General features: G+C 55.8%; 15 protein-coding genes. All 15 read right to left on the bottom strand.

What is annotated here, in order from left to right:
* Positions 1-43: 43 nt before the first annotated feature.
* On the bottom strand, positions 44-2266 hold the full coding sequence (gene rpoD, locus AB7E06_RS07090) for an RNA polymerase sigma factor RpoD (RefSeq protein ID WP_094198377.1): 2223 nt from the start codon (positions 2264-2266) through the stop codon (positions 44-46).
* 261 nt (positions 2267-2527) lie between these two features.
* On the bottom strand, positions 2528-4534 hold the full coding sequence (dnaG, locus tag AB7E06_RS07085; protein ID WP_094197047.1) for a DNA primase: 2007 nt from the start codon (positions 4532-4534) through the stop codon (positions 2528-2530).
* Positions 4531-4743: a 30S ribosomal protein S21 gene (rpsU, locus tag AB7E06_RS07080; RefSeq protein WP_003799344.1), complete on the bottom strand. Its 213-nt coding sequence runs from the start codon at positions 4741-4743 to the stop codon at positions 4531-4533. Before rpsU ends, dnaG begins: the two co-directional genes overlap by 4 nt.
* Positions 4744-4865: 122 nt before the next feature.
* On the bottom strand, positions 4866-5411 hold the full coding sequence (locus AB7E06_RS07075; protein WP_021446480.1) for a phosphoribosyltransferase: 546 nt from the start codon (positions 5409-5411) through the stop codon (positions 4866-4868).
* A gap of 154 nt (positions 5412-5565) precedes the next feature.
* Positions 5566-6861, bottom strand: a complete 1296-nt coding sequence (locus tag AB7E06_RS07070) for an adenylosuccinate synthase (RefSeq protein ID WP_009455867.1) — start codon at positions 6859-6861, stop codon at positions 5566-5568.
* Between the two features lie 74 nt (positions 6862-6935).
* Entirely contained in the window at positions 6936-8093 is a 1158-nt protein-coding gene (locus tag AB7E06_RS07065; protein WP_395029262.1) for an ATP phosphoribosyltransferase regulatory subunit, read from the bottom strand.
* A gap of 170 nt (positions 8094-8263) precedes the next feature.
* The gene (gene hflC / locus AB7E06_RS07060; RefSeq protein WP_094197050.1) at positions 8264-9151 is read right to left on the bottom strand and encodes a protease modulator HflC; all 888 of its coding nucleotides are present in this window, start codon (positions 9149-9151) and stop codon (positions 8264-8266) included.
* A gap of 9 nt (positions 9152-9160) precedes the next feature.
* The gene (gene hflK / locus AB7E06_RS07055) at positions 9161-10480 is read right to left on the bottom strand and encodes an FtsH protease activity modulator HflK (RefSeq protein WP_395029263.1); all 1320 of its coding nucleotides are present in this window, start codon (positions 10478-10480) and stop codon (positions 9161-9163) included.
* Entirely contained in the window at positions 10464-11552 is a 1089-nt protein-coding gene (gene hflX / locus AB7E06_RS07050; RefSeq protein ID WP_094197052.1) for a GTPase HflX, read from the bottom strand. Before hflX ends, hflK begins: the two co-directional genes overlap by 17 nt.
* Positions 11553-11630: 78 nt before the next feature.
* Positions 11631-11867 carry an RNA chaperone Hfq gene (hfq, locus tag AB7E06_RS07045; protein WP_003799329.1) on the bottom strand — a complete coding sequence of 79 codons (237 nt, stop codon included), beginning with the start codon at positions 11865-11867 and terminating at the stop codon, positions 11631-11633.
* A gap of 116 nt (positions 11868-11983) precedes the next feature.
* On the bottom strand, positions 11984-13066 hold the full coding sequence (hisC, locus tag AB7E06_RS07040; RefSeq protein WP_108727647.1) for a histidinol-phosphate transaminase: 1083 nt from the start codon (positions 13064-13066) through the stop codon (positions 11984-11986).
* Positions 13066-14424, bottom strand: coding sequence for a ribosome biogenesis GTPase Der (gene der / locus AB7E06_RS07035; RefSeq protein WP_108727648.1), 1359 nt, complete (start codon positions 14422-14424; stop codon positions 13066-13068). The genes hisC and der overlap by 1 nt, the downstream gene beginning before the upstream one ends.
* Positions 14421-15599, bottom strand: a complete 1179-nt coding sequence (gene bamB, locus AB7E06_RS07030) for an outer membrane protein assembly factor BamB (RefSeq protein WP_094197055.1) — start codon at positions 15597-15599, stop codon at positions 14421-14423. The genes der and bamB overlap by 4 nt, the downstream gene beginning before the upstream one ends.
* A 3-nt stretch (positions 15600-15602) precedes the next feature.
* Positions 15603-16238: a YfgM family protein gene (locus AB7E06_RS07025; RefSeq protein ID WP_395029264.1), complete on the bottom strand. Its 636-nt coding sequence runs from the start codon at positions 16236-16238 to the stop codon at positions 15603-15605.
* Positions 16239-16240: 2 nt separating this feature from the next.
* The gene (gene hisS, locus AB7E06_RS07020) at positions 16241-17524 is read right to left on the bottom strand and encodes a histidine--tRNA ligase (protein ID WP_321267002.1); all 1284 of its coding nucleotides are present in this window, start codon (positions 17522-17524) and stop codon (positions 16241-16243) included.
* Position 17525: the final 1 nt, after the last annotated feature.

Genomic DNA, 17525 nt, shown 5'->3' with positions numbered 1-17525 from the left:
AAGGCCGGGTTTTTTATTTTGCCTAAGCAAACAAGCTAAAGACTTACTGGCTTTCCAGGAAGCTCTTCAACTTGTCAGCACGGCTAGGATGACGCAACTTGCGCAAAGCCTTGGCCTCTATTTGACGAATACGCTCACGCGTGACATCAAACTGCTTGCCCACCTCTTCCAGGGTCTGGTCGGTGCTCATCTCGATACCGAAACGCATGCGCAGCACTTTAGCTTCGCGTGGCGTCAGGGAATCCAGGACATCTTTCACCACGTCGCGCATGGAACCGTGCAAAGCCGAATCCGATGGCGAAACAGTGTTGTTGTCCTCGATAAAATCGCCCAAGTGGGAATCGTCATCGTCACCGATAGGCGTTTCCATGGAGATAGGCTCTTTAGCGATTTTCAGGATCTTGCGAACCTTGTCCTCGGGCATGTCCATCTTCTGGGCCAGGGTTGCGGGATCGGGTTCAACGCCGGTTTCCTGCAAGATCTGACGATTGATACGATTCATCTTGTTGATCGTTTCGATCATGTGAACCGGAATACGAATCGTGCGGGCCTGGTCAGCAATCGAACGCGTAATGGCCTGACGAATCCACCACGTTGCATAGGTGGAGAATTTGTAGCCACGACGGTATTCAAACTTGTCCACCGCCTTCATCAAACCGATATTGCCTTCCTGAATCAGATCCAGGAACTGCAAACCACGGTTGGTGTACTTCTTGGCAATCGAGATCACCAGACGCAAGTTGGCCTCGGTCATTTCGCGCTTGGCTTTACGAGCTTTGGCTTCACCGGTGGTCATGCGTTTGTTGACTTCTTTGAGATCCTTCAAAGGCAGAACAACGCTGGTTTGCAGGTCGATCAGCTTTTGCTGAACTTCCTGAATGGCAGGGATGTGGCGTTCCAGAATGGCGCTGTAAGCGTGGTTGCCAGCAACCTCTTGCACCACCCAATCCAGATTGGTTTCGTTGCCTGGGAAAGCCTTGATGAAATGCGCACGTGGCATATCAGCACGATCCACACAGATGTTCAGGATTTCGCGTTCGTGCTGACGCACAATTGCAACCTGCTCACGCATGGTGTCGGCCAGCTTTTCCACCATCTTGGCGGTAAAGCGAATGCCCATGAATTCGTTCAGGATGGTTTCCTGTGCCTGCACGTAACCGGGGCTCTTGTAGCCATCGGTCTCGAAAGACACGCGCATCTTGTCAAACCATTCGCCAATGATGTCGAATTTCTTGAGCGACTTGTTGCGCAGGTATTCAATCTGCTTGCTGCTCATGCCGCCGGCTGGACCTTCGTCCTCATCGTCAGCGCTCACGCCGGAACCGGCGTATTCCTCGCCATCATCGTCCACCAGGCCGTCAACCACTTCGTCGATCTGCATGACGCCTTCACGCACACGCTGAACATAGGCCAGAATTTCGTTAACCGTGGTTGGGCAGGCGGCAATCGCCATCACCATGTGCTTCAGACCATCTTCGATACGCTTGGCGATTTCAATTTCACCTTCGCGAGTCAGCAGTTCCACCGAGCCCATTTCGCGCATGTACATACGCACAGGGTCAGTCGTGCGACCGAAGTCGGAATCAACCGTGGTCAAAGCGGCCTCAGCTTCGTCCTCAACATCGTCGTCGCTGGATGCCATGGGCGCGTTATCGCTCATGAGCAAGGTATCAGCGTCGGGAGCCTGGTCGTAAACCGAAATACCCATGTCACTGAAGGTGCCGATAATGCCATCAATGGCTTCGACATCCACCAGATCATCGGGCAGGTGGTCATTGATTTCACTGTAGGTCAGGTAACCGCGATCCTTACCCAGCTTGATCAGGGCTTTGAGGCGGTTGCGACGGGCTTCCTGTTCTTCAGGGCTCAGTTGGCCACGTACCCCAAAAACGTCTTTTTCGGCTTTGGCGCGCTTGGCACCACGCTTGGCCACCGGCTTGAGATCAGGAATGACCTCTTCTTCGCCCATTTCGTCGTCATCGACAAAATCGATACCGTCGTTATTGGCATTTTTTGCAGGACGTCCACGGCGACCGCCGGTAGCGGCTTTAGCCGCTGTTTTCTTGGCAGCCGCTTTTTTAGCTACCGTTTTTTTAGCAGCCGCCTTTTTAGCTGCCTTTTTGGCAGGCGCTGCGCCTGGCTCTCCACTTTCGTGAAGCTCATCGAGCTCTACCGAGCTTGATGCCCCTGATTTTGCTGTCGCGGCCAAGGTTTTCTTAGCAGACCGAGAGACCGTCGTCGAGGTTTTACCAGTCGTTTGAGTCATATTTTCTTCCATAGACGCCATTTACCCCTGTGGCACTAAATGTGTAGCCACCGAGTCGTACAGGCAAAAGAGCCTGATGATGAGCGTGTTCACAACCGGCTTGCGCCTGGGCGTGTTGCGCGAGCGAACCCTAAGTCATTTAATCCCTGGCTCATGGGCTCAAGGCATAAGGTGGTTCACAATCCGCTAACCCGCCGCATTTGCTTGCGTACCAGTTTTAACCCCCTGGCCGGCCACAAACACCACACATAACCCATTATTTTACTTCACTTGCCGAGTATAAGCAGCATTCAACAAAGCAATACGGCGTGTCAATTCTTGATAACGCTGACGCTGCTCGGGCTCTTTCAAGCCCGTAGTGATCAATGCCGACTGCTCTGCCTTGATCGCATCCAGTTCGATGCGATGCAGCGCATCACGCCATTCGCCTTGGGGATCGGGCAATTCTTCCTCGCCCAAAAGCTCCGTGGCCAGCGCCTCAAGCACTGGGGCCAAGTCAGACTCGGGGTCCACGGCCTCCAGCAACGCGCCGGCGTGACGCGCCGAACTGATATTACTTAAGGCGATCAGCTCTTGCACCAACCGTAAGTGGGGGCTTTGTGCCAAAATTTCAAGCTGTTGATCGCCTAGTCCTCCCACCAAAGTGGGATGCCCAATAAGCAAGCGCAGCAATCGCTTAGCCATCGGGGTCACGGTACGGCTGCCACCGAGGACAGCACGCTCTTGCCGTTGGCGATTATTCTTGCCCCCCTTGCCTCGCCCTGATAGCGGCCGCTCCTGGTATTGTTCCTGAGGCTGCCAACCGGGCTCATCTTGCCAGCCATCCATCGGCAAACTGTCGGCAAAGGAACCATCAAAGCCGTCCTCAAACGGGGCCATCTCATCCGTTGCGGGCGCAGCTTGTATCGGTACAGCAGGCCTGGCGACCAGGCCGTCCTGTGCCGGTGGCGTATCGACAACAGCTCGACGCAACGGCTCTACCGTACTCAAACGCTGCGCCAGCTCTTCCGGGGTGAGCAGCACCATGCGGGCAAATTCATGTTGAATCTGCACCTTCAAAGTGCTGTCGGCCAGCTCCAGCAACAAAGGCAACGCTTCGTGTACACAGGCCGCGCGACCTTCTGCCTCGTCCATACGATGATGGGCAGCCAGTTCATCCAGGAAAAAGCGTGATAACGCCGCTGCTTGCTGGGCTTGCTCGCGAAACGCTTGCGCGCCGTACTCACGAACAAACGAATCCGGGTCGTGGTTATCCGCCAAAAACATGAAGCGGATGGAGACATCATCACGAACCAAGGGTAAGCAGGTATTCAAGGCACGCCAGGCAGCTTTGCGCCCAGCCCTGTCACCATCAAAGCAAAACACCAGCCTGTCGCTGGCGCGCATTAATTTGGTGATGTGGTGTTCGGTGGTCGCGGTGCCCAATGTCGCCACAGCGTTATGCAAGCCATGTTGCGACAGCGCCACCACGTCCATATAACCTTCAACAATCAGGACAAAGCCTTCTTGGCGTATGCCCTGACGCCCTTCCCACAAGCCGTAAAGCTCATGCCCTTTGGAAAACAGCGTCGTTTCTGGTGAGTTCAGGTACTTGGGTTCGCCTTTTTCGATCAGACGGCCACCAAAGCCAATGATATGGCCTTTGGTACTGCGGATCGGAAACATGACACGCGAACGAAAACGATCGTAGCGACGACCATCCTCGGACTCGATCACCAAGCCGGACTCAACCAGTTGCTTGTCTTCGTATTGCGGAAAAACAGCCGATAGCCCGCGTCGCTCGGTACCTGTCCAGCCTAGGCCGAAACGGGCAGCCGTCTCCCCATCCAGGCCACGACGTTTTAAATAATCGATCGCAATGGGAGATTGTTTTAGCTGACGCAGGTAATGCCCCTGTGCCGTCTCAAGAATATGATGCTGGCGCGATAGCTCGTCTTTACGACGCGCATCGGCAGCACGTTGGCGTGGGGTGCGATCTGCTTCGGGCACAGTCATTCCGACGGACCCAGCCAAGCTGCGTACCGCCTCGGGGAATGAAGCCCCGGTGTGTTCCATCAGGAACGAGATAGCCGATCCGTGAGCGCCGCAACCGAAGCAATGGTAAAACTGCTTGGTCGGACTGACTGTAAATGAAGGGGATTTTTCGTTGTGAAAAGGGCACAGGCCAAGCAAGTTGGCCCCGCCTTTACGCAACTGCACATATCGCCCGACGACATCTACGACATCGACACGGGCGAGCAGTTCCTGAACAAAAGATTCAGGGATCAATACAAGCGTGGGGGCAGTTGCTGGCTGCGGATGCGTTTGTAGTGGCGCTTCACGGCGGCTGCGTGTTTACGCTTGCGCTCAGCCGTTGGCTTTTCGTAGAATTCGCGCGAGCGCAGCTCGGTCAACAGACCGGTTTTTTCAATAGTGCGTTTGAAGCGGCGCAAAGCAACTTCAAAAGGTTCGTTTTCTTTCAGGCGAACAATGGACATGTAATCCCTGACCTTTGTAAAAAGAGTTAGCGTAACAGATAGCCCAATATGGTAGCACGATTGCAGGCATACACCAAGCAAGGCGCAATTAGGCTATCCACCAAGTATCTGAATACCAACGATCAAGCCTGACCTGTACCCTTACGGATCCAGGCGTCCAGCTGATGAGGGCGAATGCTATCGTAGTCCTCAAAAGGCTGATGAATCCAGGGATTTGTGGGCAACTTGGACACGTAGTAGTCTGGGTCGACTTGTGCGTGGCCTTTCCACCACAAAACAGCGGTTTTCAGCTCGGTGATCGCAGGAAACTGTGCACGCAAGTGATCGCGTACACGCATAAAAGTCTTGCCGGTATCGACCATATCATCGACCAGCAGCACATTGCCATCCAAGGTGCCACGGGTAATGGTGATGTATTGCGCAATATCCAGATCGCCCTGTTCGGTACCGGCGGCCTCACGATAACTGCTGGTGGCCAAAATACCCAAGGGCACATCATAGATGCGCGAAATAACGTCTCCCACTCTCATGCCGCCTCGAGCCAGGCAAACAATTTTGTCGAATTTCCAGCCTGATTCGTGAATGCTCAGGGCCAATTGCTCAATCAGGCGATTGTATTGTTCCCAGGAAACCCATTCATCAGTATCGCTATTTGGGGGCAGACTCATATGTATTCCAGATATAAATGCACTAGCTGCGCTTTGGTACCTGCAAAACAAGAGTCTGGTAGGCCAACGCAGCGTCCAGAACGACAAAGCGGCCCTTCAGGCCGCTCTGTACGCACCGTACAACGGTGCAAGGCATTATACCGCGATAAATCGCTTATTTGGTAAACGGATCGCGCAATACAATAGTTTCGTTGCGATCTGGCCCTGTGGAAACCATGTCGATAGGCACATCGCACAGTTCAGCAATACGTTCCAGATAACGACGAGCGTTGATAGGCAGCTTGTCGTAGTCGGTCACGCCCACTGTGGACTCGGTCCAGCCGGGCATTTCTTCCAGAACAGGTTCGGCCTCAGCAACCGCGTGTGCACCGTAAGGCAAAACGTCCAGGAACTCGCCCTTGTAGCGGTAACCCACACCAATCTTGATTTGCTCAACGCCGTCCAGCACGTCCAGCTTGGTGATGCACAGACCGGAAATACCGTTGATCATGACCGAGCGCTTCATGGCAGCCGCATCAAACCAGCCACAACGACGGGGACGGCCGGTTACGGAACCAAATTCCTTGCCCACGGTAGCCAGACGCATGCCGGTGTCATCCAGCAATTCGGTTGGGAATGGACCCGAACCCACACGTGTCGTGTAGGACTTGGCAATGCCCAGCACGTAGCTCAGTTCCTGAGGACCGACACCCGAACCCGCAGAAGCCGCACCGGACAGACAGTTGCTGCTGGTAACGAAGGGGTAGGTACCGTGGTCAATATCCAACAGCGCACCTTGAGCACCTTCAAACAGAAGCTTTTGCCCTGCTTTTTTGGCTTGGTACAGGTTGTTGGACACGTCAGCCACCATAGGAGCCAGCTGTTCAGCGTGCTTCATGGCCAGATCACGAACCTGCTCGGCGGAGACCGCTTCGGCGCCCAGGTACTGGGTCAGCACGAAGTTGTGGTAATCCAGCGCTTCGGAGAGTTTTTCGTCGAAGATTTCGGGATCGTACAGGTCCTGAACACGCAGGGCACGGCGTGCCACCTTATCTTCGTAGGCAGGGCCAATACCGCGACCAGTAGTACCGATCTTGCCATCGCCTTTACGCTTTTCACGAGCCTGGTCCACAGCGATGTGGTAGGGCAGAATCAGTGGGCAGGCGGGCGAGATCTGCAGGCGCGAACGCACGTCCAGACCGGCCGCTTCCAGCTCGGCAATTTCGGTCAGCAGGGCTTCGGGCGAGAGCACCACGCCATTGCCAATGTAGCAAGTGACGTGCTCGTGCATGATGCCCGAAGGAATCAGGCGCAGAATTGTCTTCTTGCCATTAATCCACAATGTATGGCCAGCGTTATGCCCACCCTGGAAACGAACCACGCCATGCGCGGACTCGGCCAGCCAGTCGACGATCTTGCCTTTGCCTTCGTCACCCCACTGGGTGCCAATCACCACAAGGTTTTTGCTCATGTCTAGTATCAGAATAAAGGAGGCCGGCGCGGTGCCGGACCGATAACAATCACCAACGCCATAAACCGTCTGGTTTACAGCGCCCTAACTTGCCACTGACCGTCCGACAAGACCAGCTCGCGGTCGATCACGAATTCATCCAGATTCAGCTCCTGACCGGGCAGCATCTGAATCACAATTTCACCGTTTTGACGCAACTGCCTGACCGCTGCACTCAGGGCCGCATCATTGCCCCAGGGGGCACGTACCGCGCGGGCCGCCTGAGCCGGCGCCAGGCCAGCCGAGAGCTTGCGCAAATCCAGGCTGAAGCCGGTTGCAGGACGAGCACGGCCATACATGCGGCCAATACCGTCAAAGCGTCCGCCCTTGACCAGGGCATCGTGCCAGCCTTCCGCATAAACCGAAAAGATCAGGCCAGAATGGTAGGCATAACCGCTGCCGATATCGGCCAGGTCCACTGTAATTTCGTGGCCAGGCAAGGCATCAATAAAGCTGCGCAGGCTACCCAAGGCTTCACGAACCTCGGGCTCATCGGGCAAAACGCTGCGAGCGCGCTCCAGCACGCTGCCATCACCATACAAGGAAGTCAGAGCCAACAGATAGCGAGTAGTTTCGGGCAGACAACCCGACTCACGACCAAGGGCACGCAGGCCCGACACATCCTTGGCGTTCAGAAGCTCACACACTTCTGCCACGCGGGTTTTCAAAATAGGATCGCGCTCGATCAGGAAGCGCCCCAGATCGGGGTAGTTCAAGTCCAGACGAGGATGATGCACCCCTGCCCGACCCACGCTTTCCAGCGCCAGTTGCACCACTTCCAGATCGGATTCGATACCGGCATGGCCGAAGATTTCCGCGCCGATCTGCAATAGCTCACGGTCCGACAGCAAACCAGCCGGACGAGCATGCAAGACCGAACCACAGTAGCAAAGCCGAGTCACGCCTTCGCGGTTAAGCAAGTGAGCATCAATACGAGCTACCTGGGGGGTCATGTCGGCGCGTACGCCCATCGTACGACCCGAGATTTGATCGACGACTTTGCTGGTCCGCAGATTCAAATCTGTGCCAGAAACCGCCTGCAGGGATTCCAGATACTCCACCAGCGGCGGAGCGACCAGTTCGAACCCGTAAGTACGATACAAGTCTAGCAAATCGCGGCGCAGCTCTTCGATGCGACGCGCCTCTGCAGGCAAGATATCAGCCAGGCTCTCTGGCAACAACCAATTGGACATACTCGTGCCTCGGACTACTTATAAACGAAAGTTCCAGCCAAACAAAAAGCGACTTAGGGCTTGTAAGCCGCCTAAGTCGCATGCGAAGTGGTGTTAGTAACTTACACGCTAGTATAAACGATCAGGGCCGCGGGTGGAACACCCAACGGCCCTAAGTTCTCTAGCGGGGATCAGTTCGCAGGTGCTGCGGGTGATCCTTGCTCGCCCCAATACTTGAAGAAATCAGAGTCAGGACTGATGACCAACGTATCGGTCTGTTTGCTGAAAGCACTACGATAGGCTTCCAGGCTGCGGTAGAAACGGTAGAACTCGGGGTTCTTGCCATAACTATCGGAGTAAATAGCAGCGGCTTCACCATCACCCTGACCACGAATGGCCTGAGCTTGTGCGTAGGCATCAGCCAGCAACTCTTCACGCTGACGTTCGGCTTCGGCACGGATACGCTCGCTTTCAGCGGCACCGGTTGCACGCAAGCGGTTTGCTTCTTGTGTACGCTCGGCTTCCATACGGCGGTACACCGATTCCGAAATCTCGGGAGCGAAGTCAATGCGGCGCAAACGCACATCAACCACTTCCACACCCAAAGGACGAGCACGCGCTTCAACGGCAGTCAGCACCTCGCGCATAATGGCATCACGTTCGGTAGACACCACTTCTTTCACGGTACGGACGTTCACCGAAGCGTTCAAAGCGTCACGAATCTGAGCCTGCAAACGCTCGACCGCACCACGATCCGTTGCGCCAAAAGTCACGTAAAACAGGCGTGGATCGGAAATACGCCATTTGACGTAAGAGTCGATCAACAGGTTCTTCTTTTCAGCGGTCTGAATACGCTCGGGGTCCTTGGTTTCAATTGTCTGCAGACGCTTGTCAAGGAACACCACGTTTTCAAATGGCGGCGGCAACTTGAAGTGCAAACCGGGCGTTGTAATGGTATCGCGCACTTCACCCAGGGCAAAAACAAGCGCCGCATCGCGCTCACGCACGATAAATACGGAAGACAGCAGCAGACCGACAATTACCGCCAGGGCCACCAGAGCAGGAAATAAACGTTGCATCAAGCTCTCCTAGCGTGCGTATGGGGAATAAGGGCTGACCAGCGAACCCAGCGAAGTATCCAGGCCGGCTGAGTTAGCAGGTGCCGGCGCTTTGGATACCGAAGCTGGTGCGGGCGAACGGCTTACCTGCCCTTGCACCGACGCAGAAACGACCGGGGCTGACGGCTCCATATCGGTACGGCTACCTACCTGACGCACGATCTTGTCCAAAGGCAAATAGAGCATGTTGTTATCGCTACGGGTATCAACCAGTACCTTGCTGGTGCTTTCCAGAATTTCCTGAATCGTGGACAGGTACAGACGATCCCGCGTTACACCCGGAGCCTTCACGTACTCGGCCTCAACGCTGCCAAAACGTGCGGTGTCACCCTTGGCATCACCAATCACACGAGCCTTGTAACCCTCGGACTCCTGCATCATGCGAGCCACTTGACCAGCAGCTTCGGGCAATACCTTGTTGGCGTATGCCTGACCCTCATTGATCTGACGCTCGCGGTCCTGACCGGCCTTGACGGCATCATCAAAGGCCGCTTGAACCTGCTCGGGCGGCTGCACGTTCTGGATAGCCACGGTACTGATCTGAATACCGGTACGGTAACGGTCCAGAATGGACTGAGCCAGTTGCTGCACGTCCGACGCAATCTGCGTACGGCCGGAATACAGAACGGTATCCATAGGCTGTTTGCCCACGACTTCACGCATGGCGGTTTCTGCCGCCTGACGTACCGATTCGTCCGGATTATTGGTGTTGAACAAATAGTCCGGTGCACCGGTAGGCAACAGGCGATACTGAACCACGTACTGCATATCAACGATATTCTCGTCGGTCGTCAGCATCAGGGACTCAGGCAGGACTTTGTTGCGCGCACTTCCGCGGTAACCCACCTCGAAGGTACGCAACTGGGAAATATTGACAGTTTGGTAATCTTCGATCGGAGCAGGCCAGCGCCATTGCAGACCGGGATTCAAGGTTTTGGTGTACTCGCCAAAACGAGTCACCACGGCAACCTGACCTTCTTGCACGATGGTAAAGCCACTGGCCATCCAAAGACCTACCGCCACCACGCCGCCGATAATCAGCAGCTTGGGGGAGCCTTTAGGCATGGAGGGGCCATTACCACTCCCCGGAGGCATGCCACCCGGAGGGGAACGACGTCCCTTTTTGCCAAATAGAGATCCCAAGCGACTATTGAAGTCACGCCACACCTCGTCGAGGTCAGGCGGGCCATCTTGTTTCTCGGGGCGGCGAGGTGGCTCGGAACCGTTTTTGCCACTGTCTCGTCCCCAACCGGGATCATTGAGATTGAATATTTTATTGTTCAGACGCATTGTTTTCCGCGAAATGACCTGATTCGACGATTGCTGCACGCAACCCGTCCAATCCGATGCGCTCTAAAGCGCTAACAAAGACTCGGGCAATAGTACCATGTTCGTCCCGCTCTACCCGTGGCTCATAGCCAGCCTGGTCAATTTTGTTGTAGACCAGAATACGAGGTATCTCATGGGCCCCGATGTCCTCCAGAACCTTATGAACTTCAGCGATTTGCTCATCGCGTTGAGGGTTGGCGGCATCGACCACATGCAGCAATAAATCCGCATGGACGGTCTCTTCCAAAGTGGCCCGGAAAGCCGCGATCAAGGTCGGCGGCAATTCTCGAATGAAGCCCACCGTATCCGAAATCACGACCTGCCCAGCCCCTTCAATCCAGATACGGCGCGTCGTGGTGTCCAAGGTAGCAAATAACTGGTCGGCCGCGTAGGCATCCGCCCGAGTCAAGGCATTGAACAAGGTGGATTTACCCGTGTTGGTATAGCCCACCAGTGACACCGACAACGTCCCGCTGCGAGTGCGGGCACGGCGCTGGGTACTGCGTTGACGCTGCACCTTGGCCAGACGTTCTCGCAAGGTACGGACTTTGTCGCCAATCATGCGGCGGTCCATTTCCAACTGTGATTCACCTGGACCACGCATCCCGATCCCGCCCTTTTGGCGTTCCAGGTGAGTCCACATCCGGGTCAATCGGGAAGTCAGGTGCTGCAACTGCGCCAGTTCGACCTGCAACTTACCTTCATGGCTTTGCGCCCGCAGGGCAAAAATATCCAGAATCAGAGCAACCCGGTCGACAACGCGCAATTCCAGCTTACGCTCCAGGTTACGCTGCTGTGCCGGGCTCAAGGCATGGTCAAACAGCACCACTTCGGCCTCTGTCGCCTTGGCCAGCGCGACGGCCTCTTCCAGCTTGCCTGTACCAATGTAGTAAGCAGAATCTGGGCGGGAACGACGCACGACCAACTGTTCCACAATCTGGGCGCCAGCACCTTCGGCCAGCATGACGAATTCTTCCGCATGGGCTTTATAGTCCAGCTCGCCCATATCCACACTAATGACCAGTGCCTTCAACGCTTGCTCCAGAAATAAAGACCCGCCCGCGGGCTCCGCGAGACGGGTCTTTCAGAGTACAAAGAACTGGGTGAGGATTTATTCAGCCTGCTCATCCGCAGCCAAAGTAACAGGGCGTGCAGGAACGACGGTAGAGATCGCGTGCTTATACACCATTTGAGTGACGGTATTGCGCAGCAGTACGACATACTGATCGAAGGACTCGATCTGACCTTGCAGCTTGATGCCGTTGACCAGGTAGATCGACACAGGGATATGCTCCTTGCGCAGCGCGTTCAAAAACGGGTCTTGTAGAATTTGCCCTTTATTGCTCATTGGTGATGCTCCGGTTATGTTGTTTTTCCAGAAATGGAAGCGAATCCCACTACTTTACCGGGTTTTCCCTGAATTCGCACGTTCCAAACTGGAGATTTTTATCTAATAAGTGTATATCAGGCGCCTTGCCCTAAAATCTGCCGCAAACTGTTACACAGTCGGGCACACTGCTCGGGCGATCCTACCGTAATACGTAAATATTGCTCAATGCGTGGCTGACGGAAGTGACGAACCAAAATCCCCTGCTCGCGCAGGGCTTGCTGAATACCCGCTGCCGAATGCTTAGGGTGCGTTGCCAACAAAAAGTTCGCTTTCGAGGGTAAAACCTCAAAACCCAACTGCTCCAGATCGGCACGCAACTGTTCGCGAGCATCAATCACCGCCTGGCATTGACGGTCAAAATACTCCGTATCCTTCAAGGAAGCCACGGCGCCCACCTGGGCGATGGTGTCCATGGGGTAGGAGTTGAAACTGTCTTTCACCCGCTCCAGAGCCTGGATGATGTCGGCACTGGCCAGGGCATAACCAACACGCAGGCCTGCCAAGGCACGTGACTTGGACATAGTCTGGATCACAACCAGATTGTCATACTTTTCCAGCAGGCTGACCGAAGAGGTACCGCCGAAATCCACGTAAGCCTCGTCCACCACAACCGTGGTATCCGGGTTGGCAGCCAGAATGGTTTCGATATCTTCCAGAGACAGCGGAATACCGGTAGGTGCATTGGGGTTGGCAAAGATAATGCCGGCGGGCGGCAGGCTGCGCTTGCGCACATAGTCCTGCACATTCAGCGTGAAGTCCTCACGCAGGGGCACGATATCAGCGGGCACACCAAAGTACGAACAGTAAGTGGTGTAGAAGCTGTACGTGATATCGGGCAGCAGGACCGGACGCACACCACGCAGGAACAGGGCGCTGAACACATGGGCCAGCACTTCGTCCGAGCCATTGCCCAAAAAGACATTATTGGCTTTGACGCCATGGTTGTGCGCCACGGCGTCACGCAGCTCCTGCGCGCTGTAAGACGGGTAAAGACGTAAATCGTCGGTCGCCGCCTGGCGGATCGCTTCCAATGCCTTAGGCGACGGACCGAAAGGATGCTCGTTTGTGTTCAGCTTCAAGAGGTTATCCAGCTTGACCTGCTCACCTGGTACATAGGGAGAAAGCCCTGCTACATGATCACTCCACAAACGGCTCATTACGCGTCCTTCAGATAAGGGTTTTTAGACGATTTGAACTCGATGCGCAAAGGCGTGCCTTCCAACTTGAAGGCCTCGCGAAAACGCGTCTCCAGATAACGGCGATAACTGTCCGAAATGGCATCCAGGGCGTTGCCGTGAATCACCACAATCGGCGGGTTCATGCCACCTTGGTGAGCATACCGCAACTTGGGACGGAAAATACCTTTGCGTGGCGGCTGTTGCTGTTCCACCGCTTCTTGCATGACACGCGTAAGTTTGGGAGTCGACAGCTTGGCGAACGCGGCGGCGTGTGCGGCATTGACCGACTTGAGCAAGGGATTGATGCCCTGCCCTTTCAGAGCCGACAAAGTATGCATCTTGGCAAAGCTCAAAAAACGCAGTTTGCGATCGAACTCACGCTTGATCCACTCGCGCTGGTACTCGTCCAGCCCATCCCACTTATTGATGCCGACAACCAGCGCACGGCCGGTCTCTACCACGAAGCCGGCAATGCTGGCGTCCTGGTCGGAAATTTCCGTGTGGGCATCAATCATCAGCAAGACCACATTACATGCTTCAATCGCCTGCAAGGTCTTGATAACAGAGAACTTTTCCACCGCCTCGAATACCTTGCCGCGTTTGCGCAAACCGGCCGTGTCGATCAGGGTGTATTCCACCCCGTTGCGCTCGAACTCGATTTCAATGGCATCACGCGTGGTACCAGGCTGGTCGAACGCAATCACGCGATCCTCACCTACCAAGGTGTTGATCAGGGTGGACTTGCCCACATTGGGGCGGCCCACAATCGCCAACTTGATACGATGCTGAAACTCCTCATCGTCCTGGCCCTCGCTATCAGAATCGGGGCTGGGCACCTGCTCCAGAGCCAGATTGATCAGCTCTTCCACGCCATCGCCGTGCGAAGCGGAAATCAGGTAAGGCTGGCCCAGACCCAGTTCGTGAAACTCTGCCCCACCGGCCTCATAACGCATGCCTTCGGCTTTATTCACGGCCAACAGCACTTTTTGACCCAGCTTGCGCAGCAACTGCGCAATTTCCAGATCCAGGGCATTGACACCTTCACGGGCATCGACCAAAAAGACAACGACATCGGCCTCGGCAATTGCTTGCTGAGTCTGGCGAGCCATCTCCAGCAACATACCGGTTTTAGCGACAGGTTCAAAACCGCCCGTATCGACCACAATGTAGGGACGTTCACCCACCCGGCCTTCGCCGTAATGACGGTCGCGGGTCAGGCCCGGGAAGTTCGCCACCAGAGCCGCGCGCGAGCGCGTCAAGCGGTTGAACAAAGTGGACTTGCCAACGTTGGCCCGACCGACCAAAGCCACTACGGGCTTAAAAGAAACGCTTTTCAATTGATTCCAACCAAGACCAAATTACCATTGCCGGTCTGGACCAGAACCCCGCGTGGGGTTCCGACCAAAGGCGACACAATGGCACCACCGCCGACACTGACCCGGCCCAACAAGGTGCCGTCCAGTCGCGATAGAAAGTGAACATAGCCTTCCATGTCACCGGCGGCAAGCGCCTGGGGCATGACGGCCAAAGGAGCCAGACTACGGTTACGCAACGCATTCTGCGTCCAGATCGTTTGCCCGTCAGTCATGGCAAACGCTTCAATCTGGCTGCGGCTATTGGCGGCATACAACATATGGTTGTCCGCTGCGATACCGGTACCGGCCGAAAATTCCCTATCCCACACCAAGCGCCCACCTTGGGAAACGTCAAAGCAGGCTACGCGCCCCTGATAGGTGGCGCCGCACAACAAAGGATCGACGACCTGGGGAGCACCCACAACGTCATTAATGCGCTCCAGGTCGGTTGCACCGCGAGAAACAGAGATACTACCTTCCCACACCAGATTTCCCTGAGCGGCGTCAATCGCCATCAGGCGACCATTGGGCATACCTGCCAGCAACAAACCGTCGATAATGCGCATCTGCATGCTGGTTTTCAAGGACAAGGCCGGACCAGGACGCTGTAAGCTCCAACGCAAATCACCCGTACTGGCATCAAAGGCTTGCAGGCGGTAGTCGCTAGTGCGCACGACAACCACACCAGCACCAACGGCAGGAGGCACATTCACGGCACTGCTGCTACGGCTGCGCCACAATTCCTTGCCCGAGTCGTCAAACGCAATCACGTTGCCATCCACTGAAGCCACGGCCGTCACTACGCCATCCGAACCTGCACCAGCCGTCAACTTCTTGCCGGCATTGGTTGACCACTGCACACGACCCGTATCCAGATCCACCTTGCTGACCTGACCCGAGACCGATGCAGCGTAGACCGAAGAGCCAGTCACTTGCGGTGCAAAGCCCGAATCTGCCCCGCTGCCAATAGAGGTGCTCCAGCTAATTTTGGCGGCCACACCGGGAGTGTATTCCGTCAAGGGAGTGGGCTCGAAACGTGGGTCCTTGCTGGAGAACATGGAGCAACCAGCCAAAGCGGTCAGACTCAAAGCCAGAGCACTCAGACGCAAGACACGCATGGCAGAGGATGAGGATGGGCGAATAGTAGAAAGAGACATGCGTTAAGCTCCTGCCAGGGCATCAAGTTTGATCTGGACCAACTGCGAAATAGGGTCTTGCTTGAGCAACTCCACGGCCTGTTTCCAGGCGTCGCGCGCTGCATCGTTCTGTCCTTGAGCGGCCAGAATATCGCCTTTGCGATCCGCAAACAGACCGGCAAAGCTGGCAGGAGGATTTGCCAGTTGAGCCAGCGCTTCGTCATAATTCTTTTGTTCCAGCAAGATACCGGCCAGACGCAGACGTGCCAGCGGGGTCAGCGCGGGGTCGTGGTTGGTTGTGACCATCCACTCCAGTTGCTCTCGAGCAGGCGTCAGATTGCCGCGTTGCTGCAAGGCCTGGGCAGCCAGCAGAACACCGCGAGAGGTGTAGCCAGACTTGGGAAAATCGTTACGCAAGGTCGTGCTGGCAGCCAGCACGCGGGCATCAGCCTCTTCGCCGGTCTGGGCAGCAGCACTTTCCAGCGCCTCAAAGTAACCCATGGCCTGACCTGCCTGATGGCCCTGGTACCACTGCCAACCGCGCCAGCCCGCTACCGCAGCCAACGCGGCAAACGCCAGCACAATGCACAAGGTGCCCCAGCGGTCCCACCATGCTCGCATGGCATCTAGTTTTTCCTGTTCTTCAAGATCGTAGGCCATGCTCAAATCCTTGCTGACAAAACACTGGCGAGTTCAGAAAAATCAACAGACTGTTGCTGCTCGGCGCCATCCGCAGCACGCAACCATTTCACACTGGCCTGTTCTTTTTGGAGTTCATCGTCACCCAAAATAACGGCGGCCTGCGCGCCACTGGCATCAGCCCGTTTGAACTGGGACTTGAAGCCACTGGAGCCTGCATGGACGATCACCTGCAAACCGGCATCACGCAATTGCTCGGCCAACAGTGAGGCCTTGCGCTGGGCAGCCTCGCCTTGGTGAACCATATAAACCTGACATTCGGGAATGGCTGGCTGCTCGCCATCTTGCGAGCACAGATCCAGCAAACGCTCCATGCCAATGGCGAAACCCACGGCAGGCGAAGGTTTGCCACCCATCAATTCGATCAGGCCATCATAACGGCCACCACCGCACACCGTACCTTGTGCACCCAGGCGATCCGTTACCCACTCGAACACAGTCAAGTTGTAGTAGTCCAGACCACGCACCAGGCGCGGGTTCAGTGTGTAGGCAATGCCGGCATCGTCCAGACGCTCGCACACGCCCTGAAAATGCGCACGGGACTCTTCACCCAGGAAGTCGAACAGGCGTGGAGCTGCATTGGCCATTTCCTGCATGGCCGGATTTTTGGTATCCAGCACACGCAAGGGATTGGTATACATGCGGCGCTGGGCCTCTTCGTCCAGCACATCCTTGTGGGTTTCCAGATGTTCGATCAAGGCCGCACGGTGGGCGGCACGCTCTTGCGCCTGCCCCAGGGAGTTCAGCTCCAGACGAATGTCCGTCAAACCCAGCTTCTTCCACAAACGGGCCAGCATGACGATCAGCTCGGCATCCACATCCGGCCCGGGCAGACCCAAGGCCTCCACGTCGATCTGATGGAACTGACGGTAGCGGCCACGCTGCGGGCGCTCATGACGGAACACCGGCCCCATTGCATAAACACGATGAGGGCGATCGTACAAGAGATTATGTTCGATAGTGGCGCGTACCATGCCCGCCGTAAATTCGGGGCGCATGGTGAGCTTGTCGCCGTTGAGCGAGTCGGTAAAGGAATACATTTCCTTCTCGACAATGTCGGTGACCTCGCCAATACCACGGGCAAACAACTGGGTATGTTCCAGCACGGGGGTACGCATATTGCGATAGCCATAGCTGGCCAACCAGTCCCGCACCAGAGCCTCCAGGGCTTCCCACTGTGCGCTTTCACCCGGTAAGGTGTCTTTCATGCCCGTCAGGGCGCGGAGCTTTTGAAACTGCTGCGTCATA

Source organism: Alcaligenes sp. (assembly GCF_050255915.1).
Taxonomy (GTDB): Bacteria; Pseudomonadota; Gammaproteobacteria; order Burkholderiales; family Burkholderiaceae_B; genus Alcaligenes; species Alcaligenes aquatilis.
Note: the sequence above shows the minus strand (reverse complement) of the source record. Positions and strands in the feature narration are given on the sequence as shown.